General features: G+C 45.4%; 4 protein-coding genes. 1 reads left to right on the top strand and 3 read right to left on the bottom strand.

Annotated elements, in window-relative coordinates:
* Window positions 1-302: 302 nt before the first annotated feature.
* Window positions 303-1463, top strand: a complete 1161-nt coding sequence (gene lysS / locus RIG27_RS26725) for a homocitrate synthase (RefSeq protein ID WP_446350209.1) — start codon at window positions 303-305, stop codon at window positions 1461-1463.
* Here the strand turns inward: lysS and RIG27_RS26720 are convergent.
* The 3 genes from RIG27_RS26720 to RIG27_RS26710 form a co-directional block, all read right to left on the bottom strand.
* Window positions 1426-2667 (bottom strand): AbrB family transcriptional regulator, encoded by a 1242-nt coding sequence (locus RIG27_RS26720; protein WP_446350208.1) that lies wholly within the window; start codon window positions 2665-2667, stop codon window positions 1426-1428. The two genes, lysS and RIG27_RS26720, sit on opposite strands and share 38 nt — an antisense overlap.
* A 184-nt stretch (window positions 2668-2851) precedes the next feature.
* Window positions 2852-3577: a hypothetical protein gene (locus RIG27_RS26715; protein ID WP_446350207.1), complete on the bottom strand. Its 726-nt coding sequence runs from the start codon at window positions 3575-3577 to the stop codon at window positions 2852-2854.
* Window positions 3578-4058: 481 nt separating this feature from the next.
* Window positions 4059-6287, bottom strand: a complete 2229-nt coding sequence (locus tag RIG27_RS26710) for a GumC family protein (RefSeq protein WP_446350206.1) — start codon at window positions 6285-6287, stop codon at window positions 4059-4061.
* Between the last annotated feature and the right edge of the window lie 143 nt (window positions 6288-6430).

Genomic DNA, 6430 nt, shown 5'->3' with positions numbered 1-6430 from the left:
TTCTCGTCACAGATAGGGTCAAAGATAGGAGTTTGTCTCTGGGGGACCAGCCCCCCAGACCCCCCGATGGGGGACGAGCGCCTCCCCCATACCCCCTGCGCAACGCTTCGCTAATCCCATACCTCATCCGGTGGTCTTCATATGTCAATAAGGATGTCAATAAGACTTTATCTTTGGAGATATTGATGTCGCTCAAAGCCTTACTTTCAAGAGTTTAAGACTGCTTGTCACCCCTTCAGGTAATCCTATTTAGGATTGCTATATGGAAGTGATAAGTTACCACAAAGAAAAGGACAACATCAATGTCACTGAGTCAATTTTCAATTATAGAAACGACACTACGGGAAGGAGAACAATTTTGTGGGGCTAACTTTTCATCACAGGATAGAGTAGAAATTGCTAGGGCGCTTGACGAGTTCGGAGTTGAATATATTGAAGTCACCTCTCCTTGTGCTTCACCTCAATCCCGTCAAGATTGTCAGCATTTAGCTCAATTAGGGTTGCACGCCAAAGTATTAACCCATATTCGCTGTCATTTAGAAGATGCAAAAGTAGCATTAGATACAGGCGTTAACGGGATTCATTTGTTCTTTGGTACATCCAGTTTTCTGCGCCAGTTTGGTCATGGAAAGAGTATAAGTCAAATTGTTGATCGGGCAACGGAGGTTATTACTTTTATCCATAACCAAAGTCCGGAAACAGAATTGCGCTTTTCTACAGAAGATTCATTTCGCAGTTTGCTTCCGGATTTACTCCAGGTTTATTGTGCTATTGATAAACTCGACATGGTGAATCGTTTTGGTTTAGCGGATACAGTGGGTGTCGCGACTCCCAATCAAGTCTTTAATTTAGTTCAGACACTGCGCCAACATACAAATACCGATATTGAATTCCATGGTCATAATGACACAGGTTGTGCGATCGCGAATAGCTACGCCGCCTTAGAAGCGGGTGCAACTCATATCGATACCACTGTATTGGGAATTGGCGAACGCAATGGAATCACTCCCTTGGCTGGACTTATCGCCCGTCTTTACACGGTTGATCCCGAACAATTGCAGGGGAAATATCGCCTACCCCAACTTTTAGCACTGCATCAACTTGTCGCAGATAAAGTGGGTATGGCAATTCCAGCTAACCACTATATTATCGGTTCAGCCGCCTTTAACCATAAGGCAGGGGTTCATGCTAAAGCCATGTTAAATAATCCCCAGACTTACGAATCCCTTAATCCAAGTGATTTTGGACTATCCCGTTCCTTTTTAATTAATCATAAATTAACCGGTCGTCATGCAATTGCCAATCGCGCCATTCAACTGGGATTAGACTTCGATCCCTTCCAAATTCAGGCAATAACTCAAACCATTAAAGCTTTAGCTGACCAACAAAAACTGACCCTAGAGAATGTCGATGAGATATTGCGCTCTACTTTCCCGATGCAACAGAGTCAAAATCCGGCTTAAGGGTCGATTTTTCTTGGGTAATAACAGGTTCAATTCTATAGGTTTGGTTATCTGAAGCATTGGCACGCTTAACTAAAAACGCCACTAACCAGGGGGAAATCATAATGATACTTAACATCCGGGTTAATTGCATGGCTAATACCAATCCGGTGTCACCACCTAACTGCATAACGGTAGCCACCATTGCCTCAATTCCCCCCGGTGTGAATCCTAAAATAGCCGTTGCCATATCCACACCGGTGACGCAATGAAATCCATAGCCAATCCCTAAACAGATGATAATTAACCCGATGACTAATCCGATTTCAATTAAGACAGCTTTGCCGAGTTTACGGGCGGTTTGCCAGTCAAACTGTACCCCAACCGATAATCCAATCAGCAATAGTGCGCCAGCGAATAGAGGTTGAGGCATTTGTACTTGATTTGGCAATGCCCAAAATGCGGCTAACCCCACCAGAAAGGGACCAAAAAATCCAGGGGAAGGTAGACGGAATCGCTTTCCTGCCCAAACCCCCAGGATACCGCACCCGGCGAGAATTAAAAGGCTCAATGCCATAGGTAGAGTTGTTAAGGTGTTGGCTGTGGCGACAGTGGTGGTGACTGGCGTATCCAGGTTGGCGGGAACCAGAAGGATAGCTGCGCTAGGCATGATTAACACAACCAGCAAAACTCGGATATATTGAAGTAGAGCAACCGCGATCGCATCTGCTCCCATTTCTTCACTCATAACCACAATGCTGGAGGCTGCACCCGGTATAAATCCGAGTAAACTGGTGGTGCGATCAATCCCAGCCCAACGACTTAAGAGATACCCATTAAATAGACTCAGACTCCCGGTGAGCAAAACACAAAGTAACAAAGGTACGGCGTAGGTTGTTGCCACACTAATGGTTTCTGGAGAAAAGCGAGTGGCTGTTACCAAACCGACAACAATTTGTCCGATGAGTTTAAAGTTTGAAGGTAAGGGTTGGCGGCGTCCTAAACTGATAGCATAGCCAATTCCTACCAGCATCGGACCCAGCAGCCAACCGACGGGGACATTCAGCCAGTTAAAGAGTAAGCCAACGCCAATTGCGGTGATGATCTGCTGGGTAATTCTTTTAGTTTGGGGCAAATTGTCAATGAGTTTCTTTCTCCAAAGATAAAGGCTGTCTTGATTGGGTGTCGATAGGGATTCTGAGAACGAGGAAAGTTGCCAAACCACAGAGATTGATACAAGTATACAAAACTTAATAATTCCATTATATCATCTCCATAGTATGAGGGAGGAAGAGAGCAAAAATATAGTAGGTAGGGTGTGGGGCGTCGGCAAAAATTGAACCCCGCGGTTAGCTCAACGCGGACTGGATTATAAAGGGAGTAGTCAACCCGGATTGGGTATGAGCATTTCATAGCCCCGAAATTTCGGTCTGAAATCCTTCAAATAATTCGCCTTGGATAATCTGTTCAATTTCTTCTCGTGAAAAGCATCGACTTTCCGCTAAATCCCCATCCGAATGAATATCAATTTTTTCCCCGCGATTCACTCCAACTGATTCTGAACTCAAGAAACTATACCGTTTTCTTAGTTCGATTGCACCCGAAATTACTTTAATCTGTCCCTGACCCATTTCATTCAATTCCATTAGATAAACCGTCCCCCGTGTTGTCGCCACTATTGAATTTACACACCCCTGAATACCATACACCAAGGCTTTTCCATTTCGGACTCGGGCGCAGCGACTACCGACAGTGATCGCAGAATTTTGTCCGAGTCGGACACCCGCATCGTTGTTAAACTGCAAATTCACCCGCGCCTGCTTGGTTGTGATAGTTTGTCCCAGAGTAGCGATGGCATTGATTTGTACGGGTTGATTTTGGATATAAACGTGATTTCCTCCTAAAATTTCCACAACTTTAGCTTGAGTAACTTGAGCTACTGCTGGCGTCTGTTGCAATCCGAATACTAGGATGAGGCATAAACTACTGACAAACCTGAGCAAATGGGGGGATTTTGGGGGTTTATAATATTTTTTATTTTTTGTCAGTTTAATTGTAAGAAGATAAAATAGCTTAATCCAATTTTTTATGCCTGAACTTATAGTAAAATTCACAAAACCAAACTTATCTTTCATAAATAATTGCTCATTTTGAACTCTACCAGGCTACACATACATTATTTCCATTGAATATCCGGACAAAATAGGTAGCTTGACAAAGTTGTAGGTTGGGTAGAGCGATCGCGAAACCCAACAGGTTAACTGGCAATTGGATTCCTCTACCCTTCGGGTTCTCCTAGAGCGTCGGTCAAGTATTCCTAGAAACCGGGTTTCTCGTCAGGATGACAACGCAATATCAACCTTTAACCCCAAGAAACCCGGTTTCTTGACCGATATCCTAGGCGAGTACGAGACGGTTCTGCCCACTGGAGTGACACAGCTAAAATTGTGGACTAGACTTTACCATTGAATCGGGCGCAAAGCGAAAGCGCCCCTACCAAGGTGACGTCCCCAATCAACAAATGACGTAGCTTGCTTCTCGATGAAAGCGAGTATGACGAATGACAAATGACAAATGACAAATGACAAGTGACAAATGACAAGTGACAAATGACAATTAATACCTTGTCGCGCCTGTTGGAATTGGCTCCTCTTGTTCTTCTTCTAATTCCTCATCTTCAAAGGCATCTTCGTCTTCGTCTTCATACTCCAGTTCAATATCCTCCTCAACCTCAGTAGCGCTGACTGGAATCGAGGTATCCGCACCATTGATAATCGCCCCTAAGAGCGGTGATGGCTCGGTTTCGGTTAATTCTTGAGCTGCCAGATTCAGGATTGATTTCTCACTGTAACCCGGACGGGTGACAAGTACCATCCCATCGGCTAGGGGTTCAAGTAACAGAGTATCATTGGACAGGGAGAGCGCCGGACTATCAATCACTACAAAGTCAAAGCGATTGCGAGCATCGCGGATAAGCTGTTGAAACTCTCGCGATTCTAGGATAGCAGCGGCTTGTTTTTGGGGTCCGGGACTGGGTACGATATAGAGATTCTGAATATTTGGGGCTAACTGAATGCAAGCACTCTTAGAGCCGTAGTACGGTAAGGGTTGGGTCTTCGCTTCCGGTTCAGGGGTGACGTGGTGGAAATGCGCTTGGGAGGATGAGCGTAAATCGGCTTCAATTAATAGAGTACGCTTACCCGCATGAGCTGACGCGATCGCTAAATTATAAGCGGTGGTGCTTTTACCCTCTCCCTTAACCGTGCTGGCGATTAACACCACTTTCAAGGATTTATGCTCTCCACTACAAAGCTTACTGCGGAACCGTTCGTACACCTCTAAATAGGGTGAACTTGACTTGAGTAAAATACCTGTTTGTCCCAAATCTGGGTCAATGCTCATCACTACAGGCAATTCTGCCAAGACAGGGACATCATGTTGTGCCAGCAATTGCTGGATTTCTTTGGCTGCGTAGAGTTTGCTATCTAAGATAGCTAAGATGAGAATCACACCAGCCGCCGCAATTAAGCCGACAAAGGTTCCCCCAGCGAGGATGACAATGGGATTGGTTGATTCTTTCCCACCCTTCTGCTGGACGCCAGGAGTCTGACTAACGCTGAGATAGCTCACGGTTTCTGCGTCAGCGGCTTTGGCATCAATGAGTGATGCCTGTAATGTGTTATAGAAGTCTTGTTTTATTTGAAACTTCTGTGCTAAGCGTACCTGCTCAAGCTGCTTAGTCGGAATCTGTTGATATTCCTGAAGTAGTTCCTGGCCAATTCTGTTCGTGGTTTCCAGTTGATCTCGCAGTGTATCGCGTTGAGTCGATAATGACACCAATTGATTGGCTAATTGTTGCCGGGTTGGGTCAAGGCTGCTACCAATTCGGATACGGCTGGGGGTTAAGGCTTCACCCAAACCATTCCCTTCAATCACCTCAGCCGCTCGCTTTCCTAGCATTGCTTCATAAGTCCGTTGCTGTCGCTGTAACTCTTCGAGATTGGGATGTTGGTCTCTATACCCTTGACTTTTGAGCAGTTTTATCTGAGTTTCAATTTGTTGCAGTTGTCCGCGCAAGCCAGCGATGGTGGGATCAGCGCTCAGGGCTGAGTTCGTATAAGCTTGGTCAGCCGTCAAACCCAACCGCCTCTGCAAACTCGCCATCTGACTCTCAATTCCTTCTAGAGTCTGTTGCACTTGGCGTTGCTGTTGTTTGTTGCCGCTAATTTGTGCCAGCAAGCTGTTATCTTCAGCTAAGGCTAAGGCGGCGCCCTCAATCCGGTTAAAGGTTTCTAGTTCTTCTTGTGCCTGTTTTAATTCGTTTTCCGCCTCGGCTGAGCGTGTTTCAATGGACTCAATAATCGCTTGCAGTCGTTCGCTATTAATCAAACGACTTTGCTCGATCATCTTCTGCATCAGCACTTCTACCGTTTTGATAGCTTGCTCCGGATCGTCATCAGTGTAAATCACTCTTATTATTGATGGAATCGAGGCTTCTCCGTCTTTTCCTGAGTTATCGGACTTCCACTCTAAATTCTCAATGATTTCTTTTGGATTAGAACCCACAGCTATTGCCGTAGCTTTTATCACATTCTCTGCTAAAAGATTTTGTTCTGTAAGCCGTTGCAGTCCCTGCTGCTGAATTTCCCCTCCCGTTGTCGAAAAGACTTTTGCAGGAGTAGTTACCGCCAAATCTCCCCAACCCTCATAAGACACAGCACTGGGGGGAGAGGGCATAATCGCCACAACGCCCGCTCCGCCAGTAATTAGCGCAAAAACACCGATGCCAATGAATTTATAACGATCAAGGGCGATTAAATAGCGTTTAATTAAGGGGATAGTCATAGCAATTTCAGGCTAACGAGTCGTGCAAGCGGAGTCTAGGAGAGGATGCGCCGAATAGAGGTATACTAAATTAAGGCAACTCATGTCAAAGTGTCTGTGCTTGTATTCTAGCTCAGCACCTCTGTAATGAGGATAGCCGAAGA

Source organism: Coleofasciculus sp. F4-SAH-05 (assembly GCF_040222985.1).
GTDB lineage: Bacteria > Cyanobacteriota > Cyanobacteriia > Cyanobacteriales > Coleofasciculaceae > Coleofasciculus > Coleofasciculus chthonoplastes.
The sequence above is the reverse complement of the archived record's forward strand: the minus strand, read 5'-3'. Positions and strand labels throughout refer to the sequence as shown.